Origin of the sequence: Cobetia sp. 14N.309.X.WAT.E.A4, assembly GCF_030397495.1 — a bacterium.
In the GTDB taxonomy this organism is placed as follows: domain Bacteria; phylum Pseudomonadota; class Gammaproteobacteria; order Pseudomonadales; family Halomonadaceae; genus Cobetia; species Cobetia marina.
Map to the genome: position 1 here is coordinate 272,264 of NZ_JAPNXT010000003.1, position 23,779 is coordinate 296,042.

The following is a 23,779-nucleotide window of genomic DNA, read 5'->3' on the forward strand; positions in this document are numbered from 1 at the left end:
GCTCAGAACTCGTACTTGAGGGTCGCGACGGCACTGGCCGGACGTCCCACGAAGTTGAAGACACTGGCCGAACCGGCGCGCACGTAATATTCGCGGTCGAACAGGTTGTAGACGTTCAGCTGGCCGCTGAGGCGTGGCGTGAACTGGTAACCGAGCATGGCATCGAATACCGCATAGCCCGGTGCATGAATGGTGCCCTGGGTGCTGTCGAAGTCACTCAGCGCCGTCATGCCAGCACCGACGGATACGCCGTCCAGCAGGGTGCCTTCGAAGCGATACTGGGTCCACAGATTGACCATGTTGTTGGGCATCAGCATCAGCAAGGTATCGGAGCTGCCGGCTTCCAGCACTTCGGAGTCCATGTAGGTGTAGCCGAAGATGACATCCCACTGCGGCGTGATATTGCCGGCCAGTTCAAGCTCCGCACCGGTGATGCGCATCTTGCCGGAATCCACCGAGTAACTGACGCTACCGTCGGTCGAGGAGGCAGCGCGGTGGCTATCGGTCAGCTGGAAGCCGCTGATGCGCGCATTCAGTGCCCCATCCAGATAGCTGCCCTTGATCCCGATCTCGTATTGCTCGCCTTCGCGCGGGTCGATCAGCTCGCCATCCTCGCCTTCGCGGGTCTGCGGCTCGAAGACTCTGGAGTAGCTGGCATAGAGGGAGTGGTCGGCGTCCAGGTCATAGACGAGTCCGCCGTAGGGCGTGACGGCGGTGTCCTGCATGTCGCTGCTGCCGCCATTGAGCTTGTCTTCGGTCTCGGCCGAGAATTGGCTGACGCGCGCGCCCAGTATCACTGCCAGCGGTGCCACGGGACGCAGCGTCACCTTGCCGTACAGGCCCTGCTCTTCCAGGGTGGTCTCGGTGCGCGACAGGCTGTAACCGCTCACGCCATCCCGGGCATTGCCGAGAATGTCGACATAGGCCAGGTTGTTAAGCTCGCTGATGCTGGCGCTGGAGCCGGTCAGGTTGCCGGTGCGCGCCGCGGTGGTGTCCGAGTCCGATGTCTTGTAATCGACCCCGACCACGAATTCGTTCTGGTTGCCGAAGGCATCGAAGCCCTGGGTGTAGCTGGCATCCACGCTCACCGAGGTCTCATCGGTGACACCGGCATAGCCCGCGACACTGCTCAAGTCGCCAGTATCACTCAGCGCAGAGCCGCTGTAGGCGTATTCGTAATCGGCATTGCGATCACTGTAACGCGCCGCCAGTCGACCATAGCCGCGTGAGCTGAAGCGGTGGGTCAGCTCGGCGATCACATCGGTGGCATCGCTCTCGAAGCTGTTCCAGTCCGCGCCGTAGAATGCCGAACGGCGACCATAGCTGAAGTTGTTGTCACCATCGACCGGCTGCCCCTGATTGACGCTGATGTCCTTGGTGTTGTGGATCACCCCCAGTGACAGCTCGGTATTCTCGTCGAGATCGATATCCAGCGCGCCATAGAAATCATTCAGCGTGTTGTCGTTGTCATCCACCCATTGCGCCTGCTCGGTGGAGCGGATCACCAGGCGCCCGCGGATACGGCCCTGCTCATCGATGGGCCCCGAGAGATCGACACTAACGCTTCGGTCTTCCAGCGTACCGACACTGCCGCTGATGGCGCCCTGGAAGGTATCGGTCGGGCGCTTGCGCACCAGATTGATGACCCCGCCCAGCTCACTGGTGCTGTTGAACAGGCCCGATGGCCCACGCATGACCTCAACCCGGTCGATGGCGGTCAAGGATGGCACCGAGCCCGTCAGACTCGACATCGGCGCGGACAGCCCATCGATGCTGTAGGCATCGTATTCATAGCCGCGCGCGAAGATCGAGGAGCGACCGCTGTCATTGTTCAGCACCCGCACGCCCGGCGTACGTGCCGCCAGCTGATCCAGGGTGATGAAGTTCTGGTCCTCGATGGCGTCATGGGTCACCACGCTCACCGACTGCGGAATGTCGCGCAGCGAGGCCGGCACCTTCGAGCCCACCGTGGCAGCGTCGACGCTGTAGCCGCCGCTCTGCTCACTGGACGCCATGTCATACAAACGCAGGCCCGTCACCCGCTGGGTATCCAGCACCATCGTCGCGTCTTCCGCCTGTGCCGGCAGACTGACCAGCACCACCCCCGCCCCGATCATCAAGCGACGCGTGCCTGCCCCGCACAGACCGCGTCCCCGTACCGTCACCTTCTTCATCGTGTCCCCTTGTCTCACCTGGCCATCCTACTAATGATAATTATTTGCATCTGTGTGACTGACGGGGCATTTTGGCACTCCATGACGACAAAAACCTTTGCGGAACCCTCCCTGATGTTTGCAGGTGCGACAAGATGAGCCTTACTCCCCCTCCCGGCCTCGCCAGCTCTCACACCTCGGCAGGCGCACGCCACCGGATCATCGAGCTCGATCACGTGCACCGCATGGCGCGCGCGCTGACCAGCGACCACCAATGCCAGCCCGCCGAGGGCCAGTCAGCCGATGGCGCGCTGATCGGCAACATGCAGCTGCAGGAAGTGCAGCCAGGCCTGTTCATGCGCCTCAACCGCATCCGCAAGCGGGCGGATCTGATGATTCGCTCCCGCATCGAGCCGTCCCTCAAGATCGCCGTGGTGTGGCGTGGGGAGCCAAAGGTCAGTTTCGGGCCAAAGCACCATGCGCTGAAGCCGGGACGAGCACTGTGCATCGCGCTCGATGAGCCCACCGAATTCCGACTGCAAAGCCCCAAGGGGGCTTATGAGCACAGCGCCATCCTGACGCTGACGCCGGCGTGGCTGACGTGGCATCTGGGGGTCTCAAGCGCCAGCGAGGTGATGCCCGAGGCGCGGCATCTGGCCCATTACCATTGGCAGCCATCTGCGCGTCTGGTCGAGCGCCTGGAGGAATTCAGTCGCCAACGGCCGGGAACGCTGGCGCTTAGACTCGGCATCGAGTCAGTGGCGCTTGAGGTGATCAGCGAGTGTCTGGCGGCCAGACCGCCCCTGGCGGATGACAGCGCACAGAGCCGCCTGCAGGGCACGTCAGAGTGGCAGGCGAGGCTCGAGGACGGGATCTCCAGCGGGGAAGTCGCCTATCTGAGTCAGGCGGAGATCGCCGCCCGGCTGGGCATGAGCGTGCGCCAGTTGCAGCGCCGCTATCGCGACGCCTACGGCCAGACCATGTCGCGGGACCTGAGACGGCGGCAGTTGCTCCGTGCCGCGCACCTGTTGCAGGACCGCAATGTCACGGTGGAGGCCGCCGCCGAGATGGCGGGGTATCGCAGCGCGGCCAATTTCGCCACCGCCTTTCGCCGCCAGTTCGGCGTGCCGCCCAGCCAGCGGCCTGTCGTGACGGCGTGAACGACGCATGGACCTGGAGATGCCCCGTTGCTAATGTTGAGCGGCATCGCGGCCCGCGCCATGCCTGCCGATTGCGGCAGCACCTGAACGGCACACGGCTCGCATGAAAACGGCACGCACGAAAACCGCACCCTACAACAAGATCTTCGCCACGCTCTCGCACAAGGACACTGCCATGTCAGTCGACAACATGAAGCTGGAATCGCTCGCCCTGCATCACGGCTACACCTCGGAAGCCACTACCAAGGCGGCGGCGGTGCCGATTTACCAGACCACCTCCTACACCTTCGACGACACCCAGCACGGCGCGGACCTGTTCGATCTCAAGGTGCCGGGCAACATCTATACCCGCATCATGAACCCGACCAATGACGTGCTGGAGCAGCGCATGGCCGCCGTCGAAGGCGGGATCGCGGCGCTGGCGGTGTCCTCCGGCATGGCGGCGATCACCTATGCCATCCAGGCGCTGGTGGAAGTCGGTGACAACATCGTCAGCACCAGTCAGCTGTATGGCGGCACCTACAACCTGTTCGCCCACAGCCTGCCGCGTCAGGGGGTCGAGGTGCGCATGGCGGCCTCTGATGACTTCGCCGCACTCGAAGCGCTGATCGATGACAAGACCAAAGCGGTGTTCTGCGAGTCCATCGGCAATCCTGCCGGCAACATCGTCGATCTCGAGCGTCTGGCCGAGATCGCCCACAGGCATGGCGTGCCGCTGATCGTCGACAACACCGTGGCCACCCCGGTGCTGTGTCGTGCCTTCGATCACGGCGCCGACATCGTGATCCACTCGCTGACCAAGTACATCGGCGGCCACGGCACCACCGTGGGCGGCATCATCATCGATTCCGGCAAGTTCGACTGGGTCGCCCACAAGGAGCGCTTCCCGATCCTCAACGAGCCAGACCCCTCCTATCACGGCGTCGTCTACACCGAAGCCTTCGGCCCGGCCGCCTATATCGGTCGCTGTCGCGTGGTGCCGCTGCGCAATACCGGCGCCGCGCTCGCCCCGCACAGTGCCTTCCTGCTGCTGCAGGGACTGGAGACACTCGCCCTGCGCATGGAACGCCACTGCAGCAATGCGCTCGCGCTGGCCGACTACCTCCAGCAGCATCCGAGCGTCAGCTGGGTCAACTACGGCGCCCTGCCGGACAGCCCCTATCACGCCACCTGCCAGAAGATCACCGGCGGCAAGGCCTCCGGCATCATCAGTTTCGGTATCAAGACGGACGCGACAGGGGCCGATCAGGCTGAAGCCGGGCGTATCGCCGGCGGCAAGTTCATCGATGCGCTGCAGATGATTCTGCGCCTGGTGAATATCGGTGACGCCAAGTCGCTGGCCTGCCACCCGGCCTCCACCACCCACCGCCAGCTCAACGAGGAAGAACTCGCCATGGCCGGTGTCTCGGCGGACCTGATTCGCATCTCGGTGGGGATCGAGCATATCGACGACATCATCGCCGATGTCAGCCAGGCACTGGACAAGGCAGTGGCCTGACCCGAGCGCGGCTCTTGAACGACAGTCAGGCGACATTCAGACGCCGACCAGGCCGCCTCAACGAACATCAGTGACATATCAGCGCCCGCGAAGACACGCCTCTTCGCGGGCGCCTTGCGTTGCGTGTCCCGATGACTGCTGCTTCTCTCAGGCTTGCCAGAACTGAAATGGGTACCAAAGAAGATAACGGTATATAAAAGAACTGGGCGGTCAGATGGGCGGGGCATCCAGACCCAGCATAAATCTGGTTAATACCAAGAATAAGAATTCGCAACTACCGAAATACACGAGCAGAACACACTCTTGGGTCAAGGCGTACACAGAGACGCCTGTCACGACCATAACAATTCCAAGAGGTGTCCCGATGAAATCCGTCCCGCTGAAGCCTGCCCTGCTGACTGCTGCCATCACGGCGGCCTGTGCCCTGCCGCTGAGCGCCGCCCAGGCCCAGGATATCAAGCTCGGCCACGTGCTGGCGCCGACCCATAGCTGGAACATCGCGGCCGAAGGCTTCGCCAAGGATGTCGCCAAAGCGACCGAGGGCCGCGTCAATTTCCAGGTCTTCCCCAGTGGTCAGCTTGGCAACGAGAAGACCGTCGTTGAAGGCATGCAGATCGGTAGCGTACCGGCCGGCGTGATCGGCTGTGGTTCCTTCCAGCCGCTGGATGCGCGCTTCGGCATCGTCGAACTGCCCTACTCCTGGCCGGACCGCGAACACGCCTACGCCGCCTATGACGGCAAGCTGGGCGATGCGCTCGAGGACATCGCCGACGAGCACAACATGAAGATCCTGTCGTGGTGGGAGAACGGCTTCCGTCACGTCACCAACAATCGCGGCCCCATCACCACCCCGGAAGACCTCGCCGGCCTGAAGATTCGCGTCACGCCGGACAAGATGCGCCTGGATACCTTCACCGCGCTGGGTTCAAGCCCGGCGCCGCTGTCCTTCGGTGAGCTCTACTCCGCATTGCAGCAGGGCGTGTTCGATGCCCAGGAAAACCCGCTGGCCATCATCTATTCCTCTTCCTTCAGCGAAGTGCAGGACTACGTCTCCCTCACCGGTCACGTCTGGGCACCGGCGTGTCTGACCATCTCCAACTTCACCTGGAATCAGCTCTCCGAGCAGGATCAGGCCGCTGTGCAGAAGAGCGCCGACGAATGGCGTGACAAGCAGCGCGCGATGACCCAGAAGGATGACGCCGAGCTGGTCGCCAAGCTGGAAGAAGCCGGCATGCAGGTCAACGAGGTCGATACCGCGCCCTTCAATGCCAAGGTGCAGGGTGTGTGGGCTGATTACGCCGACGTCTTCGGGCCTGAGCTGATGGGCCTGGTCGAGCAATACCGCAAGGGCGAGTGACGATGTCTTCCGCCTCTCCCTCCGTCAAGCCGCTGGCCGCGTTGTGTGCCGTGCGCACCTTGATGATCACTCTCTCACGTTGGTGCTGCCGGGGCTGTCTGGCCCTGGCAGCCAGTGGCGTGGCCGCGCTGTCGGCACTGGTGATCTGGACCGTCTTCATGCGCTGGGTGATGGGTCAGCCGCCGCACTGGGCAGAGGAATTGCCGCAGCTGGTGCTGGTATGGACCACCCTGCTGGCCGCGGTGTCCTGCACCCGCAACCGCACTCACCTGAGTGCGGGCCTGCTGCCGCTGCTGGTGCGCTCGGTGCGTGCCCAGCGCATCACCGGCCGTATTACCGACGCGATGATCCTGATCATGCTGCTGTTGCTGGCCAAGGCAGGCATGGACCTGAGCGCCATCACGATGCGCCAGACCACCACCGCGCTGCAGATTCCCGCCGGCATCGTCTACCTGTCCGTGCCGCTGTGCTGCACCGCGATGGCTCTGATCCAGCTTGAGCATCTGTTGAGCCCTTCGGCCATCGGAGCCGAGGTTCACGAGACGGATGCCACTGCGCCTGACAACGCTTCCTCTCGCCAAGGAGATACCCCATGACACTCGGCGCCCTGGCTCTGCTCGGCGTATTCGCGCTCGGCATCCTCATTGACATCCCCATCGCCTTCGCGCTGTTGATGTCGGCCCTCTTCTACCTGCTGGCCTTCGGTGCCGCGCCGATGATGGTCTCGGCGCAGCAGTTCGTGGCCGGGATGGAAAGCTTCACCCTGCTGGCGATTCCGCTGTTCGTGCTCGCCGCCCAGTTGATGAATCGCGCTGGCCTCACTGAGCGCCTGGTGCGCCTGTGCATGGCGATGGTCGGTGACATCCGCGGCGGCCTGGCGGTGGTCGCGGTGCTGGCCTGCATGATGTTCGGCGCGCTGTCGGGTTCCGGCGTGGCGGACGTGATCGCCATCGGCAGCATGCTGCTGCCCACCATGGCCCGCAACGGCTATGACAAGGGCTTCAGCAGTGCGCTGGTCGGAACCGCCAGCTCCATCGGCACCGTGATTCCGCCCAGCATCGTGATGATCGTCTACGGCACCACCTCCAACACCTCGGTGGGCCAGCTGTTCATGGGCGGCATCATCCCCGGCCTGATGCTGACCGTCGCGCTGGTCGGCGTCGCCCTCTACCTGTCACGCAAGCATGGCTGGTCCGGCGGTGTCGCGGCCCGTGTGCCCGGCGAGCGTCGCCGCGCGCTGCTCAGTGCCATGCCAGCGCTGATGGTGCCGGTGATGATCATCGGCGGTATCCGCTTCGGGGTGTTCACGCCCACCGAGGCCGCCGCCTCCGCGATTCTCTACGCCATCATCATCGGTACCTGTGTCTATCGCAGCCTCACCTGGCAGGGCTTTCTGGACAGTGTCCGCGCCACCGCCGAGACCACCGGCGCCATCCTGCTGATCATCGGCGCGGCCGGCATGTTCGCCTGGGGTCTGACCTACGAGCAGGTACCGCAGGCCATCGCCCAGTTGATCGGCGAATTCACCGACAGCCGCATCAGCGTCCTACTGCTGCTGACCGCCGTGCTGCTGGTGCTGGGCTCCTTCATGGAAAGCGTGGCGATCATCATCATCGTGACGCCCATCGTGATGCCGCTGCTGGCGCAATACGGCATCAGCCCGGTGCACTTCGGGGTGCTGCTGACCGTCAATCTGGCCATCGGCGCCAACACGCCACCGCTGGGGATCGACCTGATGGCCGCGTGTCGCATCGCCGGGATCAACGTCAGCGACTCGCTGCGTCCGCTGGGCCTGATGCTGGGCGCGATGCTGACCGTGCTGATGCTGATCACCTTCATCCCGGAACTCGTGCTGTTCCTGCCCAACCTGATGGAGGGCTGAGCAATGACCTCTCTTGCCACTCAGCCCCTCCCGCAGCGCTGGCTGTTCGTGCCCGGGGATGACGCCGCACGACTGGAAGCCGCGCTCACCAGCGGTGCCGATGCCATCGTGGTCGATCTCGAGGAATTCACCGCCCCCGAAGGCCGTGCACTGGCGATCAGTCGCTTCGCCGAGTTCGCCAGACGTGCCCGTCGCCTGCATCTGTGGCCGGCGGTACGCCTCAACCTGCTGGAGCACGGCGGTCGCGAGGAGCTGGCCGCCCTGCTGCAGACCGCACTGGGCGAACTGGCCGGCACACCTGCTGCGGTCTTTCTACCGGCGGTCGAGCAGCGCAGTCAGCTGGCCGCGCTGGATGAGGCGCTCGCCGAGCAGGAACGCCTGCATGCCCTGCCCGCGGGCTGTCTGAAGAGCATCGCGACCCTGGAAAGCGAGGCCGGCCTGGTGAACGCCGAGGCCTTGCTCGCACCGGGACGTGACACGTCACGCCTGCTGGGCGCACTGATCGGTACCGGGGACCTGGCCACTGACCTGGGCCTGATGCCAGACCAGCCCGCCGCCATCATCACCGAAACCCTGAAACCGTGGCGCCAGCGACTGGCCGTGGCCTGCAGGACACATCAGCGACTGGCCATCGATGGTCCGTGGCGCTGGCAGCACGGACTGGGCACCGACCAGCACTGGGCCAACCAGCAGGGACTGCATGCGCGGTGTGTCATCCACCCCGATCAGCTCGAAGCGCTCTACGACCTGATGCCCGCAGACAGTCACCGCCTGCGCCGCTGACGACATCGCTCCGGCCCACTCTTTCGCTCTGACAGCCTCTTTGCTCTGACAGCCTCTTTCGCTCTGACAGCTTTTATTGCACCGACAGCCTATTCACCTTACGCAACCACAACGAGAACCTTCCCATGACTCAGGCCGCTGACACCTACACTCACGAATCCACTCTGCCGCTGCGCAATGGCGGGCAGATCCTCGTCGACCAGATCCGACTGCACGGCACCAAGCGTGTCTTCCTGGTGCCCGGCGAAAGCTACCTGCCGTGCATCGATGCGCTCAATGAGCACAAGGGCGCCATCGACCCCATCGTCTGCCGCCAGGAAAGTGGCGCGGGCTACATGGCCGAAGCCTACGGCAAGCTGACCAACGAGCCGGGCGTGTGCTTCGTCACGCGTGGCCCGGGCGCCACCAACGCCTCCATCGCCGTGCACACCGCCTATCAGGATTCCACGCCGATGATCCTGTTCATCGGTCAGGTCGGTGGCGACTTCATCGAACGCGAAGCCTTCCAGGAAATCGACTACCGCCGCATGTTCGGCGAGATGACCAAGTGGGTCGCGCAGATCGACGACACCTCGCGCATTCCGGAATACATCGCCCGCGCCTATCAGGTGGCGCGCAGCGGTCGTCCGGGGCCGGTAGTGCTGGCACTGCCCGAAGACACCCTGTGGGGCGAGGCACAGGTCGCGGACGTCAAGCCGCACCCGCGTCTGGCCACCTATCCGGGGCAGCCGCAGCTGGATGAGCTCAAGGGCCTGCTCGCGACTGCCGAGCGTCCCTTCCTGCTGGTCGGTGGCAGCGGCTGGACCCGCGACGCCCAGGTCGCGCTGGAAGGCTTCGCCCAGCGCTTCGACATCCCCACCGGGGTCGCCTGGCGCCGTCTGGAATGTGTCGATGCGGAACTGCCGCAATTCGCCGGTCACGTCGGCATGGGCATGCACGCCGAGCTGCGCCAGCAACTCCTCGAGAGTGACCTGGTGATCGCCGTCGGTACCCGCATCGGCGAAGCCACCAGCGAAGGCTATAGCTGGATGCAGTCACCGGTGCCGACCCAGAAGCTGGTGCACATCTACGCCGACCCGGAGGAGCTGGGCCGTGTCTATCAGCCGACGCTGGCCATCAATACCGACGTCAACGGCTTCGCGCTGGCGCTCTCCACCCTGTCACCGGACAGCGCGCCACGCTGGTCCGGCATCACCCGCGAGGCGCGCGCCGCCTATCTGGCCACGCTGGAAGAACAGCCGTCGCCGGGACCGCTGAGCCTGGACAAGGTCAGCCTGACCGTCGACCGCATTCTCGATGGCAAGGGCTGCATCAGCGTCGGCGCCGGCAACTACGCGCTCTACGCCCACCGCTACGTGCGCTTCCGTGGCCTGGGCAGCTCGCTGGCCCCGACCGTCGGTTCCATGGGTTACGGTCTGCCCGCCGCCATTTCCAGCAAGCTCGAATTCCCGGAACGCCCCGCCGTCTGCTACGCCGGTGATGGCTGCTTCCAGATGAACCTGCAGGAACTGGGCGTGGCGCTGCAGTACCGCCTCGGCATCGTGGTGCTGGTGTTCAACAACGGCATGTGGGGCACCATCCGCGCCCACCAGGAAAACGACTTCCCGGGCCGCGAGATCGCCCTGACCTTCACCAACCCGGACTTCGCCGCACTGGTCACCGCCTACGGCGGCCTCGGTCAGGTGGTGGAGAAGGACGAGGACTTCGAGGCGAGCTTCACGCGCGCGCTGGAATTCGCCGACCGCGAGCGTCTGCCGGCCCTGATCGAGCTGCGCTATGACCCGGACGGCATCGCCCCGGGCAAGCTGCTCAGCGGCATCCGGGAAGACGCCCTGACACGCAACGACAAGGCAGGTATCTGACATGAGCACATCCTCAACTCAAGACGTGCTGGACTCCCTCGCCCTGCGCGTCGATGGCAAGCGTCTGTGGGACGCGCTGATGACACTGGCCGAGATCGGCGCCACGCCCAAGGGCGGCAACTGCCGTCTGGCACTCACCGAAGAAGACCGCGCCGGCCGCGAGCTGGTTACCGGCTGGCTGGAGGCCGCTGGCCTGACGCTGCGCGTCGACGAGATCGGCAACATCTTCGCCCGCCGTCCCGGCCGCGATGACAGCCTGCCGCCGGTCGCCACCGGCAGCCATATCGATACCCAGCCCACCGGCGGCAAGTTCGACGGCTGCTTCGGCGTGCTGGCTGGCCTGGAAGTCATGCGCGTACTGGATGAACACGGCATCGAGACCGAAGCGCCGCTGGAAGTGGTGATCTGGACCAACGAGGAAGGCAGCCGCTTCGTGCCGGTGATGATGGGGTCCGGCGTGCATGCGGGCCTGATTCCGCTGGAGAAGGCGCTGGCCGCCACCGACCGCGACGGCGACAGCGTTGCCGCGTCGCTTGAGCGCACCGGCTATGCCGGCGACGTGGCGGTGGGTAGCCATGATTTCGGCGCCTATTTCGAGGCGCACATCGAGCAGGGCCCGGTACTCGAGCAGGAGGAGATCACCATCGGCGCCGTCACCGGCTCCCTCGGCCTGCACTGGTTCGACGTGGTGGTCAGCGGTCAGGAAGCCCACGCCGGCCCGACGCCGATGCCTTACCGTCGCGATGCGCTCAAGACCGCCTGCGCGCTGGTCAGCGACATCCTGACGCTGGCCGATGACTACCAGCCCAACGGTCGCGTCACCTGTGGCGAATTCAATGTGCATCCCAACTCGCGCAACGTGATTCCGGGCCAGGTGCGCTTCAGTGTCGACCTGCGTCATCTGGAGCCGGCGGTGCTGGCCGAGATGCACGACCAGCTCAAGGCGCTGTGCCTCAAGTATCACGCGGCCAATCAGGCTGACAAGCAGCGCGTCGATGTCGAACTCATCGAAGTGCAGCACATTCCGCCGACGCCCTTCGCGCCGGAACTGATCGAGATGGTGCGCAGTGCAAGTCAGGCGCTGAACCTCAGCTTCCGCGACATGGAAACCGGTGCCGGTCACGACGCCGTGCAGATCGCCGGCATCAATCCGGTGGCGATGATCTTCGTGCCCTGCGAGGACGGCATCAGCCACAACGAGAGCGAGAACGCCGAACCTGCCGATCTCGGAGCCGGTGCCAACGTGCTGCTGCTGGCGATGCTCAAGCGCGCCGGTGTCGTCAGCCGCGGCTCTCTCGCCGACAGCGCCAACACCACGACCGCGGAGAACGCCCAATGAGCACTGCCACTGCTTCGACCACTGCCGCCCCACTGACCCATGCCGACTGGCAGCAGCGCGCGGCAGCGCTGACCTTCGAGACCCGTGCCTTCATTGACGGTGCCTATGTGGAAAGCACCGGCTGCGACACCTTCCCGGCCTGGAATCCGGCCACCGGAGACGTACTGGCGCATGTCACCGCCTGCACCGAGCAGGACATCGACCGCGCCGTGATGGCGGCGCGGCGTGCCTTCGACTCCGGCGTGTGGTCGCGCCAGTCACCCCAGGCGCGCAAGGCCGTTCTGCAGTGCTTTGCCCAGCTGATCCGCGAGCATGCCGAAGAGCTGGCGCTGCTGCAGACACTGGAGATGGGCAAGCCGATCGGCGACAGCCTGGGCTTTGATCTGGCGGAAACCGCGCGCGCGGTGGACTGGTATGCCGAGGCCATCGACAAGCATTACGACGAGATCGCGCCCACCGGCGAGAACGTGCACGCCACCATTACCCGTGAAGCGCTGGGAGTGGTCGCGGCGGTGGTGCCGTGGAACTTCCCGCTGATGATCGCGTCGTGGAAGTTCGCCCCGGCGCTGGCGCTGGGCAACAGCGTGGTACTCAAGCCGGCCGAATCCTCAAGCCTGAGCGCGCTGCGTCTGGCGGCACTCGCCGATGAAGCCGGCCTTCCGGCGGGCGTCTTCAACGTCACGCCGGGGCTGGGCGCGGTGGCGGGCCAGGCGCTTGGCCTGCACATGGAAGTCGATGCGCTGGCCTTCACCGGCTCCACCGCCACCGGCAAGCGCTTCATGCGCTACGCCAGCGACTCCAACTTGAAGCGTGTGTGGCTTGAGTGCGGCGGCAAGTCGCCGCATATCGTGTTCGCCGATTGCCCGGATCTCGACATGGCCGCACGCGCCGCGGCAGACGCCATCTTCATCAATCAGGGCGAAGTCTGCATCGCCGGTTCGCGCCTGTACGTCGATGAGGCCATCTTCGATGACTTCATTCCGCACCTGATCGCCTGCGCCCGCGCCATGCCGGCCGGTGATCCGCTCGATCCGGCCACGCGCATGGGCGCACTGGTCAGCGCGGACCACCACGAGAAGGTGCTCGGCTTCGTCGAGACAGCGCTCTCGGAAGGCATGACACTGCATCAGGGCGGCCGCGCCATCGCCCCCAGCGACGCCACTGCCGGCGGCTGGTATCTGGAGCCGACCATCGTGGAAGGCGGCCAGAACAGCACCGTGATGCGCGAGGAAATCTTCGGCCCTGTGCTGGGCGTGACCCGCTTCAACGGCGAGGAAGAGGCCATCGAACTGGCCAATGATTCCATCTACGGGCTGGGCGCTGGGCTGTGGACGCGGGATCTGGCGCGTGCCCATCGTGTCTCGCGGCGTTTGAAGGCGGGGCTGGTGTGGGTCAACTGCTACGCCGATGGCGATATCAGCGTGCCCTTCGGTGGCGTCAAGCAGTCCGGATTCGGGCGTGACAAGTCACTGCACGCGCTGGACAAGTACTCCGACCTGAAGACCACCTGGATCAATCTGGCCTATTGAGCCGGCGGTCGGCCCTCGAGGGTCGCCCCCGAAGCGCCGCTGCCACCCGGACTCTCTGGTGACAGCGGCGCGGGCCATTCAGGACGCGCTTCAGAACGGGCTTCAGGACGGGCTTGAGGACGGTCTTCACGACAAGGTCTTGATCGAGCGCCAGGGGTGACTCAAGTGGCGGGCGCGCCGTCACTGGCCAGCACGGCATTGGCGTCCGGCAGCTGCATTTCCAGACCGCGATGCAGACGCTCCTCCAGCGGCACCTTGGCCAGCGCGTTGTGCAGGAAGTCGACGAAGGTGGATTCGGCGGCGCTGAAACGCGCCTCACGGTGCCACATCAGGTGCAGGTCGATATCGGCCACGCCACCGTAGGGTGGCAAGGGCCACAGCTGCTGCTCCTCGACCTCACGCCGCACGATGTGCTCCGGCATGCAGCCGATGCCCCAGCCGGCCAGCACCATGCGGCGGATTTCCTGCAGGCTGCTGGATTGACCGATCACCGGGCCCTGCAAGCCCTCGCGGGCGCGGAACATCGCCAGCGGAGACAGCACGCCATCGAGCTGCTCGCTGCCGAAGGAGACATAACGCTCATTGCGCAGCGCCTCCAGCGGCAGATTCTGCTGACCGAAGAGCGGATGCATGCGACCACAGAAGTAGCGGTAATTCTGGCGCGCCAGCACCTGGGACATCAGTGGCTCCGGTGTCTGCTGCGCCAGGCAGATGCCCAGAGCGCCCTGGCGCTGCAACAGGCCCTGCTGCACCTCGTGACTGGACATCTCCTGGATCGAGAAGGTGACCTGGGGGAAACAGCGATGAAAGCGCGCGAACACGCTATCAAGGAATCGGCACTCGATGCCGGTAATGAAAAGGAGCGAGACATGCCCGGAAATCTCCGTATGACTGTTGCCCACCTCAGAGGCGAGACGCGCCACGTTGGCGTAGATCTCCACGGCCTCGCGATAGACCACCTGCCCCGCCCCTGTCACGCGAAAGCTGTGACTGTCTCGTTCAATCAACCGTTGCCCGAGACGCTCTTCCAGACGCTTGAGTGACAGACTCACCGCCGGCTGGGACAGATAGAGACGGGCTGCCGCTCGACTGACACTTTCCTCCTGAACGATGACGATGAAGGTTCTCAGCAGGTTCCAGTCCAGAGTGTCATGGATGGGTCGCATGGCGAGGATTCCTGTCCAGAAAATGACGCACCCGGCGTGGCAATGGCCACGCAACGTCTTCGTGACGAGCCAGGTAGCATGAAAGTCAGCACTGCCTCGCCATTGCCATCCACTTGAGTGATATATTGCCTTTCTCTCAAGCTGGCAATGACGATCAATACAACATCAACAATGCGGAAAAATGACAATGTTCGATAGCCGAGAAACCGAGATTCTCTCGATCATGATCATAGCATGTGGCCTATTTCTGATGGGGCTTTCGCTGTATTTCTTTCGCCGTATCAAGACCTATGATGACTACAATGTCGCCGGCCGTTCCACCGCGACCTTTCCGCTGATCTGCACGCTTGTCGGCACTGCCGTCGGCGGCTCCACCCTGCTGGGCTTCGTCTCCAAGGGCTACACCTTCGGCATGGGGCAGCTGTGGCTGCCGGTGGGCATGACCGTCGCCGGCATCGCGCTGTACTTCTTCATCGGCAAGATTCACGCCGAAGGCCGGCGCCTGGAGATGGTGACACTGGCCGACTTTCTGGTCAGCCGTTTCGGCGAGGGGGTCAGACTCCCCACTCTGCTGAGCATCCTGTGCGCCTACGCGGCCATCACCGGCATGCAGTTCGTGGCGGTGGCCACGGTGCTCAAGCTGGTATTCGGCCTGGCGCTGCCGGTGGGTATCCTGCTGACCTGGGCGCTGCTGACCGCCAAGACGTGGCTGGGCGGCCTGATGGCGGTCATCTGGTCGGATGCGATTCTCGGTACCCTGCAGACACTGGGCATCTTCTTCCTTCTGGTCACCGTCTACTACGCCAGCGGCAGCTGGGAGATCATCAGTGCATCGCCCACACCACAGGGCAGCCCTGACTTCCTGAGCCTGACCGGCATCTCCGGCCATGAACTGGCGGTCTACATGCTGACCATCGGCGCCTATCAGTTCGTGCGCCAGGACCTGTGGCAGCGCTTCTGGGCCGCGCGCAGCCTCAAGGCGGCACGTACCGGCTACGCCGTGGCCATCGTCTTCACGCTGCTGGTCGGTGGTGCCGTGGTGTTGATCGGTGCCTTCGCCAGGCTGGGCCTGGACATCGCGGTGGCCAATCCGGACCTGTCCTTCTACGCCATCATCAAGGCCACCCTGCCACTGCCGCTGATGGTCAGCATGGTCGTGGTGCTGCTGGCGACCATCATCTCGTGTGCGGATTCGTTCTTCATCGCCGGCGCCTCGTCGATTGCCAATGACGTGATCAAGCCGCGCATGAAGGGCCGTGATGATGCCTTCATGCTACGCATGAGCCGTCACTCGGTGATCGCCATGTCCTTGATTTCGCTGGGTCTGGCACTCTACGCCCCGCGCCTGCTGGATATCTGGATTCTTGGCAGCGCGATGCTTGTCTGCGGGGTACTGGTGCCGACGGTGGTGGCCCTGTGTCGCCGCTCGCCAGACCCGCGCGGCGGGGTGATCATGATGTGGGGCGGGCTTGCCACCGCCATTCTCTGGCAGCTGCTGGGTCATCCCTTCGGGCTGCATCCGGTGATGATCGGCCTGCCGGTCTCGCTGGCACTGATGCCGTTGGCGCTGCGCAAGCCGAGTCTGAACCTCGCGACCGACACCGCCACGCGCTGAGCCTGATGAGCGGGACTCGCGCCGCTGTCAGACGCTGGGGCACGCCTCGTCATGCATGAGACCTGCTGCATGAGACCTGATGCATAGGACCTGATGCATGCAACATGAAGCCCCGGTTCCCGATGCTGTCATCACGACATCGAGAACCGGGGCCTTGTTGCGGTCTTCGCTCGAAGCCCTGCGGTTCTTGCCTTTCTTGCAGTGGTGTCTGTTCTTTCCTCTTTTTCTCCCCCCTTCCCTTGCGTTCTCACCTTGTATTCCATCGCTTTCCACCAGATTCATCCCCCTGTATCGGTCAGAAGTACTCTGAGATATCTGCCAGTATCACTCTGGTTTCTCTACCAGGATCATCTCGTGTTGCCTTGTGGTTCGCACCGGGACTTTGCCTTGAATTGCCGAACTATGCCCCTCGAATTGACGCTGGAAGTCACTGGACAAAACACACAGGTTTTCTTACATAAATCTCGCAAATACTGCATATTGAAATTTGAAAGCCCAAAAGGCTGATGATTCGTTGACCGCAGCCAAGGCGGCTCATAGATTGAAGACGTACCATCAACGACAAGTCGCAAGGGACGCCGCTGCACCTCCTGGCCATCTGATCCCACCAGGTACGTGCAGTCAGCATCGCCCGACACAATAACGATAAAGTGGAAACTGCTATGAAAACCCTCAAGCCCGCTCTGTTGCTCCCGCTGCTCGCACTGCTCCCGGCCACCCAGTCAATGGCCACCGAACTGCGCATGCTGTCCAGTTACGACCAGACCACCGCCTATTCCCGTGAAATCGCCCAGCGCTTCATCAAGGAAGTCGAAGCCAATGACGCCGCCGACCTCACCATCCAGCTGACCGGCCCGGACGTCGTGCCGCCCTTCGAGCAGCTGCAGCCCGTCGCTGCCGGTGTCTTCCAGCTGCTCTACACCCACGCCGCCTATCACACCAACACCACTGGCGTCGGCGCGGCGATGGATGGCGTGGCAGTGAATCCGGAACAGACCCGCGAATCCGGCCTGTGGGACATGGTCGATGAGCACTACAACGGCCTGGGCCTCAAGCTGATCGCGATTCCGCCGCTGGGCAGCCATGGTTTCCAGTACGTGCTGAAGGAGCCGATCACCGGCACGCCGGGTCTGGACGGGCGTCGTCTGCGCGGCAGCCCCACCTATACCAATGTCACCAAGGGGCTGGGCGGTACGCCGGTGCTGATGTCCAGTGGCGACGTCTACTCGGCGATGGACCGTGGCGTGATCGACGGCGCGGCCTGGGGCCTGAACGGCGTCAAGGACATGGGCTGGCAGGAAGTCGCCGGCTACTACTCCAAGCCGACCTTCGGTCAGACTTACAACTTCGTGCTGATGAACCTCAACGCCTTCAACAGCCTGACCCCAGAGCAGCAGAAGGTGCTGCTTGACGAGGGCCGTCAGCTGGAGACCGAGATCGTCCCGGTGCTGGATGAACTGGCGATCGAGGAATGGAAGGCGCTGAACGAGGCTGGCATGCAGGCCACCGAATTCGCCCCGGAAGATGCCGAGCGTCTGGATGCCCTGGTCACCGACGGTATCTGGCAGCTGGGCATCGACAAGTCGCCGGAAGCCGTGACCGCCATGCGCGAGCTGGCGATCGAGAAGCACCTGACCACCGTCAGCGAGTAAGGAATCCACCATGCCAACCCTGCTTGCACGTGTGCATGACGGCGTGACGCGAGCAGGCTTCCTTCTGGGCGGTGTCACCCTGTGTGGCATCGTCCTGTGCTTCTGGCTGGAAGTCATCGCGCGCTATTTCTTCAATTCGCCCACCCTGTGGTCCGGCGCGATGGTGGCCTACCTGCTGTGCCTCTCCATCTCGCTGGCCGCGCCGGAACTGGCACGTACCCATGGCCATATCGCCATCACCGTGCTGCCGGAACGCCTCAGCCCTGCCACCCGCGCCCTCTATGACCGCCTGCTGGCGCTGATCACCGGTGGCGTCTGCGCCGTGGCCGGCTGGATCTGCCTGCAGGAAAGCCTGCGTCAGTTCCAGTACCACACCACCACCGCCATGGGGCTCGATATCCCCAAGGTCTGGGTGTCCTCCTTCATCGCCTACGCGTTGATCAATGCGGCCCTCTACTTCCTGCGCCACGCCTTCACGCGCGCCGCGCCCGAGACGACCCCATCGGACGACTCCGACTCCGCCGCCTCCTCGGCGACCACCGACGCCAGAAAAGGACCCTGAGTCATGGAATGGTATTTCTCTCTGGGCCTGGCCATCGCCTTGCTGATGGGCCTGTTCGCCCTCGGCATCCCCGTCTTCGCCGCCTTCCTGACCATCAACGTGCTGGGCACGCTGTGGTTGATGGGCACCGCCGGTTTCGGCATGTTCGCCAACAGTGTCTACGACAGCATGACCTCGGAGACGCTGACCACCATCGCGCTGTTCGTGCTGATGGGGGAGCTGCTGTTCCGCTCCGGCTCCATCGATGTGATCTTCGACTCGCTGGATGCCCTGATGGGCCGCATGAAAGGCCGCCTCTACTTCTTCGTCGTCGCCCTCTCGACCCTGTTCGGCGCCCTGTCCGGCTCGGCACTGGCCGTGACCGCCATGCTCAGTCGCTCGGCGCTGCCGACCATGCAGGAGCGCGGCTATGACGACAAGCTCTCCATCGGCCTGATTCTGGGCGGGGCGAGTCTCGCGCCGATCATCCCGCCGAGCCTGTTGGTGATCATCATCGGCTCGATGGTGGATGTCTCCATCGCGCGGCTGCTGATCGCCGGTATTCTGCCCGGCATCCTGCTGGCTGCGCTGTTCATCCTCTACGTGAAGGTGCGCATCACGCTGGACCCTCGCCGCGCGCCGCCGGTCGATGAAAGCGGTGGCGGCACGACAAAGGAGAAGCGTCGCGCCCTGATCAACATGCTGCCGTTCAGCATCATCATCTTCGCCGTGCTCGGGTTGATCCTGCTCGGTATCGCCACACCGTCCGAGTCCGCCGCCACCGGCGTGCTGGGCTCACTGCTGGTCGCCGCCTACTACCGCAAGTTCTCCTTCAAGATGGCGGGCGAAGCGGTGATGTCGTCGCTGAAGGTCAGCACCATGATCATCCTGATCCTGGCGTGCTCGAAACTGTTCTCGCAGTTGTTGAGCTTCACCGGCGCGACCAGCGGGCTGGTGAGCAGCGTGACCGGGCTGGATCTCGACCCGGTATGGATGCTGCTGATCCTGATGCTGATTCCGCTGATCGCCTGCATGTTCATCGACCAGATCGCCTTCATGATGGTGGTGATTCCCATCTACGCGCCGTTGGTCAAGCTGTATGGCTTTGACCCGGTGTGGTTCTGGACGCTGTTCTTGATCAACATCTCGGTGGGCAGTCTCACCCCGCCCTTCGGCTACAACCTGTTCGCGGTGAAAGGTGCCGCCCCCGCGACCCCGATGCAGACCATCTACGCCGCCGCCTGGCCCATCGTCATCTGCTTCCTGTTCGCGATGCTGATGCTCTACTGGGTACCGGCACTCACCACCTTCCTGCCCAGCCTGATCTGACCGACCACGCCGAGAGACTTCCATGTACCAACTCAATGACATGCCAGACCAGGTCGCGCCGGAGCTGCTGGCACAGCTCACCCAGTGCGAGACGGCCACCATCGGCCACTTCCACACCCACGGCTTCGTCGAACCGGCGATTGCCTGCATGCTGCCCCAGGTACGGATTGCCGGCACCGCCGTCACCGTCTCGCTGCCACCGGAAGATGGCACCCTGCTCAACCACCTGATGCGTCTGGTGCGCCCGGGCGATGTGCTGATCGTGCATCGTCAGGGCGATCGCCACCGCGCCTGCTGGGGCGGCGTGATGACCACGGTCGCCTCACGCCTGGGCGTGGCAGGCGTGGTGATCGACGGCATGGCCACCGATGCGCTGACCATTCGCGACAAGCATTTCCCGGTGTGGAGTCGCGGGGTCGCCTCGCTTACCACCCGCTTCGCCGGAATCGGCGGCGCACTCAACGTGCCGGTCAGCATCGGCGGCGTGGTCGTCAATCCGGGCGATGCCATCCTCGCAGACGAAAGCGGTGTCATCGTCATGGCCCCCTCAGAGGTCTCCGCCATCGCCACCCACGCCATCGAGGTCCAACAGGCCGAGGACGTGCTGCTGGCGAAGATCGCCGATGGTGCCTGCCTGCCCGACCTCACTGGCGCAAGCCAGCTGATCGAGGAAGTGAACGCACGCGGCTGATCATTAGTTTTGAATTATTTGGGGGGGATGCTCCCCCCATTTATGAGATACTTATCCACATGTCATGCAAGCTTTAAACTTAAAACTTACAAACCGATTCAATTTTTTCTAGCTTATCTTTTTGTACCATATTAACTTTTTTCAACCTTTCACACTCAATCTTGATTTTCTGACAACCAGGCTTCGGACAGCAAGGCTCATATCCATCACCTAAATAGCAGGATATAGTTCGCTTTACTGTAATTTCGGCCAGCCCCATAATATCAGCGATTTCATCTTGCGAATAAGCTTGCGTCGACCACATTTTAATCATCGCTAAACTTTCTTGACTTGTTACTTTCTTTCCTCGCATATCCCTATCTCCAGTAATCGATCTATCGATGATCTGACACCAATATTATAATTCATAAAACCTCAGCCACTTCAACTAAAAACTCAAAAATAAAAATCCAAAAAAAGTGTTGACTAAGCACTGCGTCTATTTTAAAAAAGATGCCGAAGCAGCAGCCCCTTTTACAGACCCAGTAAGCGCAAAGCTTATTCGGCGCTTTAACTGTTCTTCGCCTAATCTAATTTCATGCGTTCTAGTTTTGAGCAAAACTTTATTGCACTACTGCACTATTGCACTATTGCACTATTAAATTTCTGCTAGTGGCTTACCTTTTTAAGGTACAAATTGAAGTGTCATAAAGCGCTGAAATCAAAAAAGGCCACCAGATTGCTCTGGTGGCCTTTCGGGTTCTGACACGGTCAGTCCGACACGGTCAGTCTGACGCGGACTGAAGCTGCCCATCACTGATGGGTGATCACTGCCTCGCAGCTGACCGGGAAATTCAGCGAATTGGCGATGAAGCACAGCGCATGCGCCCGGTGGTGCAGCTCAAGGGCGAGCGCGATATCGTCGCCGGCGGCCAGGGTGATCTCAGGTCGCAGCACGATGGCGGTGAAGCGGCCCGCCTCAGCAGCTGGATCGCCTTTGCCGCCACTGGTGCCTTCCCGCATCGTGCCCTCAGCGTGATCGAGATAGGTCATGACACGAATGCCGGCGTCGGCACACAGATGCAGATACCACAGCTTGTGGCAGGCCGAGACGGAAGCCACCAGCAGGTCTTCAGGATTCCAGCGCGCACCGTTACCCCGAAAGGCGGGGTCCGCGGAGCCTTCAAGGCTCGGCTTGCCACTGACACTGGCCACGAAATCGCGCTCATAGGCGGTGTAATGCGTAGTGCCCTCACCGCGATTGCCGATCCACTCGAGATCAACCGAATAATGGTGTTGTCTGGACGTCATTGTCTGGGGGTCTCTTCACAAGGGGAGCGCGGACGCCGGCATGACGTGCCGCCTGATACTTCCGCATGATTAGTCTTCCAATCAAGGAGGGGAAGCAAGAAGTCCCCACACGCCGATGATAGGATTGGCACATTCGCACTCTGACAGGATGTCACGCATGGCGTTTGCAGCTGGACGACGGTTTACCGGGATTCCCGGGCTGGCAATCGCCGCCCTGACAGTCGGGCTCGGCCTGGGCTTATGTTTCATGACTGTCGGTGCCTCGGCACGCGCCGACGCCGCACAGTTCCGCCCCACGCCTCGGGTCATCAATACCCTGAGCAGCACCTACGGCTTCGTCATCGCTCAGGACATCACGCTGGCGCGCATCGCCGAGACCTATCCTGAACTCGCGCATGACGCTGACCTTGCCTCCGCCTACTTCGCGAATGCCTTCCCCGATATCACCACACGTCTCGCGGACAACCTCGAAAGCCTGATGGGGCGCGAGCACGCACGCGAAGTGCTCGACGGGATTCGCCGGCAGATGCAGAAGGAACTGGCCCCGCAACTGACCGCCGACAAGCTGACCACCGACTTCGCCGCCCGCTTCATCAAGGCCATCCGCCTGCGTGCCGAGGGCGAATACCTGCCCTCACCCTTCAAGGAATTCCTGCTGGCGACCAAGTACCAGATAGAGCCGGTGTACGAACTGTACGACGGCTATTTCCAGGAATTCCATTCCAAGGGCCATGCCAAGTCGCTGGGCATCAACCTTGCGCTGCACCTGCCCGCCTCGTGGTCTGCCGCCGAGGGTCGCCTACCGCATATCGTGCAGAAGTGGCAGAGTCAGGCCGGTACCGGCACCGACATGATCATCCTCGAGATCTATGACCTGCATGGCGACACCGTCAGTGACGGGCAGCTCAAGGTGATGGCCTCCACCAATACGCTGGCCCAGTGGGCGCCCATCAACAGTCAGATGCTCGACTCCGGCCTGACCCGGGTGGATCACCGTCAGGCCTACTGGTTCGATATCGCCATGACACAACGACACCAGGGCACACCCATCACCTCGCAGACCCGCGAATACGGCCTCTTCCTCGACGACAAGCTGATCCGCCTGCACTGCACCAGCTATCACCCCGCCGCCGACGGCACCGCCTACGCCAAAGCCAAGACAGACCTCACCGTCGAAGAAGGCTTCAGTGAGATCAAGCCGTTGTGTGAAGGGGTGATGGGGAGTCTGGTGGTGATGAAATGAATATAGTGTACCTTAGAGATACTTATATAGCTTAGATTTAAGAGAAGTTAATGCACCAACTCTCACCTTAATACCTGACTTTTTTGCAATATATATATCGAGCTCTCTTTTTAAATACCCATATAAATCAGATGATTTAGAGTAAGCCTCCAATATATTAAGATCTTCTTGGTGAACGCGTCCATTTATTTTATTATTTTCTTTATAACTAACATCCATAGCTTTAATTAAATTTGCATCTAAAATCGAGCCATATACATCCTTAATAAATTTATGTTTTTTACTATAAACGTAATACACTTCTTCCTTAGGCTTGTTTTCCTCATCTGGAGGCTCCTCATTAAAAATTCTAGCAAGCTCTATCTTAGAGTAATAATCATTTGCCTCGATAACTTCCGAGAGTGCCTCCCTAAAGTCCATAAGCACATGCTTGTTTGCATCCCAAACTCTATCGCGCCTTGATATAACAACAGAGCTCAGATGAATAATCACAGCAATAACAGTAGCAGTAGCGATCACCATATTAATAACTACGCCAATCGTTAGATAATCTTTCAGCTTATCTTGGTAAAACAAAAAAATTAGAGCAGTTAGTAACCCCAAGAAATAGCCGAATATTAACCTAATCATAAAAATCCACCAAGAATCATTTAAGATTTAACATACAAGCAGTAGATAAAAAGTACGCC

At 62.1% G+C, this 23,779-nt stretch carries 20 protein-coding genes; 15 read left to right on the top strand and 5 right to left on the bottom strand.

Going from position 1 to position 23,779, the window contains the following annotated elements; translation table 11 throughout:
* Positions 1–2: 2 nt before the first annotated feature.
* Positions 3–2,174, bottom strand: coding sequence for a TonB-dependent siderophore receptor (locus tag OW493_RS06420; RefSeq protein ID WP_289863634.1), 2,172 nt, complete (start codon positions 2,172–2,174; stop codon positions 3–5).
* Between the two features lie 134 nt (positions 2,175–2,308).
* Here OW493_RS06420 and OW493_RS06425 point away from each other — a divergent pair, with 134 nt between their 5' ends.
* The 9 genes from OW493_RS06425 (at position 2,309) to OW493_RS06465 (ending at position 13,563) form a co-directional block, all read left to right on the top strand.
* Positions 2,309–3,313 (top strand): AraC family transcriptional regulator, encoded by a 1,005-nt coding sequence (locus tag OW493_RS06425; RefSeq protein WP_289863635.1) that lies wholly within the window; start codon positions 2,309–2,311, stop codon positions 3,311–3,313.
* Positions 3,314–3,503: 190 nt separating this feature from the next.
* A complete protein-coding gene (locus tag OW493_RS06430) occupies positions 3,504–4,811 on the top strand; it encodes an aminotransferase class I/II-fold pyridoxal phosphate-dependent enzyme (protein ID WP_289863704.1) in 1,308 nt (435 codons plus the stop codon).
* A gap of 364 nt (positions 4,812–5,175) precedes the next feature.
* Positions 5,176–6,168, top strand: a complete 993-nt coding sequence (locus OW493_RS06435; protein ID WP_289863636.1) for a DctP family TRAP transporter solute-binding subunit — start codon at positions 5,176–5,178, stop codon at positions 6,166–6,168.
* Between the two features lie 2 nt (positions 6,169–6,170).
* Positions 6,171–6,764: a TRAP transporter small permease gene (locus OW493_RS06440; protein WP_289863637.1), complete on the top strand. Its 594-nt coding sequence runs from the start codon at positions 6,171–6,173 to the stop codon at positions 6,762–6,764.
* On the top strand, positions 6,761–8,050 hold the full coding sequence (locus OW493_RS06445; RefSeq protein WP_084208586.1) for a TRAP transporter large permease: 1,290 nt from the start codon (positions 6,761–6,763) through the stop codon (positions 8,048–8,050). The genes OW493_RS06440 and OW493_RS06445 overlap by 4 nt, the downstream gene beginning before the upstream one ends.
* Before the next feature lie 3 nt (positions 8,051–8,053).
* Complete coding sequence (locus tag OW493_RS06450) at positions 8,054–8,833, top strand: aldolase/citrate lyase family protein (protein ID WP_289863638.1); 780 nt, start codon at positions 8,054–8,056, stop codon at positions 8,831–8,833.
* A gap of 125 nt (positions 8,834–8,958) precedes the next feature.
* Positions 8,959–10,695 carry a thiamine pyrophosphate-binding protein gene (locus tag OW493_RS06455; RefSeq protein WP_289863639.1) on the top strand — a complete coding sequence of 579 codons (1,737 nt, stop codon included), beginning with the start codon at positions 8,959–8,961 and terminating at the stop codon, positions 10,693–10,695.
* A 1-nt stretch (position 10,696) separates the two neighbouring features.
* Positions 10,697–12,034 carry a Zn-dependent hydrolase gene (locus tag OW493_RS06460; RefSeq protein ID WP_289863640.1) on the top strand — a complete coding sequence of 446 codons (1,338 nt, stop codon included), beginning with the start codon at positions 10,697–10,699 and terminating at the stop codon, positions 12,032–12,034.
* Positions 12,031–13,563 (top strand): aldehyde dehydrogenase, encoded by a 1,533-nt coding sequence (locus OW493_RS06465; RefSeq protein ID WP_289863642.1) that lies wholly within the window; start codon positions 12,031–12,033, stop codon positions 13,561–13,563. Before OW493_RS06460 ends, OW493_RS06465 begins: the two co-directional genes overlap by 4 nt.
* A gap of 161 nt (positions 13,564–13,724) precedes the next feature.
* Here the strand turns inward: OW493_RS06465 and OW493_RS06470 are convergent, their stop codons facing one another.
* Positions 13,725–14,729 (bottom strand): LysR family transcriptional regulator, encoded by a 1,005-nt coding sequence (locus tag OW493_RS06470; protein ID WP_289863643.1) that lies wholly within the window; start codon positions 14,727–14,729, stop codon positions 13,725–13,727.
* Between the two features lie 187 nt (positions 14,730–14,916).
* On the opposite strand from OW493_RS06470, the gene OW493_RS06475 reads away from it, so the two are divergent.
* The 5 genes from OW493_RS06475 (at position 14,917) to OW493_RS06495 (ending at position 20,557) form a co-directional block, all read left to right on the top strand.
* Positions 14,917–16,344: a sodium:solute symporter family protein gene (locus OW493_RS06475; protein WP_164850310.1), complete on the top strand. Its 1,428-nt coding sequence runs from the start codon at positions 14,917–14,919 to the stop codon at positions 16,342–16,344.
* Between the two features lie 662 nt (positions 16,345–17,006).
* A complete protein-coding gene (dctP, locus tag OW493_RS06480) occupies positions 17,007–17,996 on the top strand; it encodes a TRAP transporter substrate-binding protein DctP (RefSeq protein ID WP_084208578.1) in 990 nt (329 codons plus the stop codon).
* Positions 17,997–18,006: 10 nt separating this feature from the next.
* Entirely contained in the window at positions 18,007–18,558 is a 552-nt protein-coding gene (locus OW493_RS06485) for a TRAP transporter small permease (RefSeq protein ID WP_279874900.1), read from the top strand.
* 3 nt (positions 18,559–18,561) lie between these two features.
* The gene (locus tag OW493_RS06490) at positions 18,562–19,866 is read left to right on the top strand and encodes a TRAP transporter large permease subunit (protein ID WP_289863644.1); all 1,305 of its coding nucleotides are present in this window, start codon (positions 18,562–18,564) and stop codon (positions 19,864–19,866) included.
* Between the two features lie 22 nt (positions 19,867–19,888).
* A complete protein-coding gene (locus OW493_RS06495) occupies positions 19,889–20,557 on the top strand; it encodes an RraA family protein (protein ID WP_170212591.1) in 669 nt (222 codons plus the stop codon).
* A 79-nt stretch (positions 20,558–20,636) separates the two neighbouring features.
* On the opposite strand, the gene OW493_RS06500 is transcribed toward OW493_RS06495, so the two are convergent.
* Together OW493_RS06500 and OW493_RS06505 are read right to left on the bottom strand one after the other, a co-directional pair.
* Positions 20,637–20,909 carry a helix-turn-helix domain-containing protein gene (locus tag OW493_RS06500; RefSeq protein WP_289863645.1) on the bottom strand — a complete coding sequence of 91 codons (273 nt, stop codon included), beginning with the start codon at positions 20,907–20,909 and terminating at the stop codon, positions 20,637–20,639.
* Positions 20,910–21,349: 440 nt separating this feature from the next.
* Complete coding sequence (locus tag OW493_RS06505; RefSeq protein ID WP_289863646.1) at positions 21,350–21,847, bottom strand: OsmC family protein; 498 nt, start codon at positions 21,845–21,847, stop codon at positions 21,350–21,352.
* 157 nt (positions 21,848–22,004) lie between these two features.
* Between OW493_RS06505 and OW493_RS06510 the strand changes: the two genes are divergently transcribed.
* Positions 22,005–23,090, top strand: a complete 1,086-nt coding sequence (locus OW493_RS06510; RefSeq protein WP_289863647.1) for a hypothetical protein — start codon at positions 22,005–22,007, stop codon at positions 23,088–23,090.
* A 12-nt stretch (positions 23,091–23,102) separates the two neighbouring features.
* Here the strand turns inward: OW493_RS06510 and OW493_RS06515 are convergent, their stop codons facing one another.
* Positions 23,103–23,693: a hypothetical protein gene (locus tag OW493_RS06515; RefSeq protein WP_289863648.1), complete on the bottom strand. Its 591-nt coding sequence runs from the start codon at positions 23,691–23,693 to the stop codon at positions 23,103–23,105.
* Positions 23,694–23,779: the final 86 nt, after the last annotated feature.

What these genes read in the sequence shown, in the direction of transcription:
- OW493_RS06420 (WP_289863634.1), bottom strand. Translation starts at nt 2,174, where the DNA reads ATGAAGAAGGTGACGGTACGGGGACGCGGTCTGTGCGGGGCAGGCACG.
- OW493_RS06425 (WP_289863635.1), top strand. Translation starts at nt 2,309, where the DNA reads ATGAGCCTTACTCCCCCTCCCGGCCTCGCCAGCTCTCACACCTCGGCA.
- OW493_RS06430 (WP_289863704.1), top strand. Translation starts at nt 3,504, where the DNA reads ATGAAGCTGGAATCGCTCGCCCTGCATCACGGCTACACCTCGGAAGCC.
- OW493_RS06435 (WP_289863636.1), top strand. Translation starts at nt 5,176, where the DNA reads ATGAAATCCGTCCCGCTGAAGCCTGCCCTGCTGACTGCTGCCATCACG.
- OW493_RS06440 (WP_289863637.1), top strand. Translation starts at nt 6,171, where the DNA reads ATGTCTTCCGCCTCTCCCTCCGTCAAGCCGCTGGCCGCGTTGTGTGCC.
- OW493_RS06445 (WP_084208586.1), top strand. Translation starts at nt 6,761, where the DNA reads ATGACACTCGGCGCCCTGGCTCTGCTCGGCGTATTCGCGCTCGGCATC.
- OW493_RS06450 (WP_289863638.1), top strand. Translation starts at nt 8,054, where the DNA reads ATGACCTCTCTTGCCACTCAGCCCCTCCCGCAGCGCTGGCTGTTCGTG.
- OW493_RS06455 (WP_289863639.1), top strand. Translation starts at nt 8,959, where the DNA reads ATGACTCAGGCCGCTGACACCTACACTCACGAATCCACTCTGCCGCTG.
- OW493_RS06460 (WP_289863640.1), top strand. Translation starts at nt 10,697, where the DNA reads ATGAGCACATCCTCAACTCAAGACGTGCTGGACTCCCTCGCCCTGCGC.
- OW493_RS06465 (WP_289863642.1), top strand. Translation starts at nt 12,031, where the DNA reads ATGAGCACTGCCACTGCTTCGACCACTGCCGCCCCACTGACCCATGCC.
- OW493_RS06470 (WP_289863643.1), bottom strand. Translation starts at nt 14,729, where the DNA reads ATGCGACCCATCCATGACACTCTGGACTGGAACCTGCTGAGAACCTTC.
- OW493_RS06475 (WP_164850310.1), top strand. Translation starts at nt 14,917, where the DNA reads ATGTTCGATAGCCGAGAAACCGAGATTCTCTCGATCATGATCATAGCA.
- dctP (WP_084208578.1), top strand. Translation starts at nt 17,007, where the DNA reads ATGAAAACCCTCAAGCCCGCTCTGTTGCTCCCGCTGCTCGCACTGCTC.
- OW493_RS06485 (WP_279874900.1), top strand. Translation starts at nt 18,007, where the DNA reads ATGCCAACCCTGCTTGCACGTGTGCATGACGGCGTGACGCGAGCAGGC.
- OW493_RS06490 (WP_289863644.1), top strand. Translation starts at nt 18,562, where the DNA reads ATGGAATGGTATTTCTCTCTGGGCCTGGCCATCGCCTTGCTGATGGGC.
- OW493_RS06495 (WP_170212591.1), top strand. Translation starts at nt 19,889, where the DNA reads ATGTACCAACTCAATGACATGCCAGACCAGGTCGCGCCGGAGCTGCTG.
- OW493_RS06500 (WP_289863645.1), bottom strand. Translation starts at nt 20,909, where the DNA reads ATGCGAGGAAAGAAAGTAACAAGTCAAGAAAGTTTAGCGATGATTAAA.
- OW493_RS06505 (WP_289863646.1), bottom strand. Translation starts at nt 21,847, where the DNA reads ATGACGTCCAGACAACACCATTATTCGGTTGATCTCGAGTGGATCGGC.
- OW493_RS06510 (WP_289863647.1), top strand. Translation starts at nt 22,005, where the DNA reads ATGGCGTTTGCAGCTGGACGACGGTTTACCGGGATTCCCGGGCTGGCA.